The 803-nt window shown below is 49.4% G+C and carries 2 protein-coding genes; one reads left to right on the top strand and one right to left on the bottom strand.

What is annotated here, in order from left to right; genetic code table 11:
- Nucleotides 1–81 precede the first annotated feature (81 nt).
- A complete protein-coding gene (locus tag Q8W24_RS16790) occupies nucleotides 82–321 on the bottom strand; it encodes a hypothetical protein (protein ID WP_305476044.1) in 240 nt (79 codons plus the stop codon).
- Between the two features lie 34 nt (nucleotides 322–355).
- Here Q8W24_RS16790 and Q8W24_RS16785 point away from each other — a divergent pair, with 34 nt between their 5' ends.
- Nucleotides 356–577, top strand: a complete 222-nt coding sequence (locus Q8W24_RS16785) for a hypothetical protein (protein ID WP_305476042.1) — start codon at nucleotides 356–358, stop codon at nucleotides 575–577.
- Nucleotides 578–803: the final 226 nt, after the last annotated feature.

Raw genomic sequence — 803 nt, 5'->3', positions numbered from 1 at the left:
TCTGAATGAAGTCTACCTGACGACCATGCCAATGGGCGTTATGACATCACAGGGGTTGGTCTGATGCTGACAGGACACTCGTTAGCAGATGCGGGTGATGGCGCAGCCTCTGGCCACGGTGACGATCCAGCAGCCGTTGCTGACTTTCGGCAAGTTGAGCCGTGCCATTGAGCTGGCACGGCGGAAAGGCGAACTGAGGATGTCGGCCTGTTGCAGGTTCGTCGAGATCTGGTTGATGCAACCAGTCAGGCTTATATTGCGGTTGATGCCTTGCGTCGGCCGTTGCACATTGCCTAGCAGAACATCAGCGATCATCAGCATCTGTACGACCGTATTACGCAGCATGCGGTGCTTGATGAAAGACGACATGCAGCGCAGTAATGAACGTCAGGGGTTGTTGGTCGATAGCATTCAGGGAGCCGAGACCATTCAGGTTGCGAATGCCAGTTGGCATTTTTCCGAAATTTGGCAATCCATCAGTGAAACCGTGGCCGATCGAATAACGAATAAATATTCGCTGGGGTCTGACCAGCATAAAATACGGGGGGTATTTATTGATACCAAATCAGCCTTTTGACTGATGAGATAATTGTTCCTGCTTTTTATACTGCTTCCTTCCAAATCACTTCGATATTTCAGACCTATTTGGCATCTCCGTGCTTTGCTAATTGCTGAGCCTGGACGCCTGAGTTTCTTAATGAGAAGTGGCCAACTATTTCCAAGGAAGAGCTCTGGGTGGCCACCCTATTAAACAAGGAATGATTACATGCCGATTTATCGCGTAGCCGTTTTTAACCCTCTTA

This window comes from Oceanobacter sp. 4_MG-2023, assembly GCF_030689165.1.
In the GTDB taxonomy this organism is placed as follows: Bacteria; Pseudomonadota; Gammaproteobacteria; order Pseudomonadales; family Oceanobacteraceae; genus Oceanobacter.
This window is presented reverse-complemented; position numbering and strand designations above follow the sequence as displayed.

Coding starts and splice junctions, on each gene's coding strand:
- Q8W24_RS16790 (WP_305476044.1), bottom strand. CDS start 321: ATGCTGATGATCGCTGATGTTCTGCTAGGCAATGTGCAACGGCCGACG.
- Q8W24_RS16785 (WP_305476042.1), top strand. CDS start 356: ATGAAAGACGACATGCAGCGCAGTAATGAACGTCAGGGGTTGTTGGTC.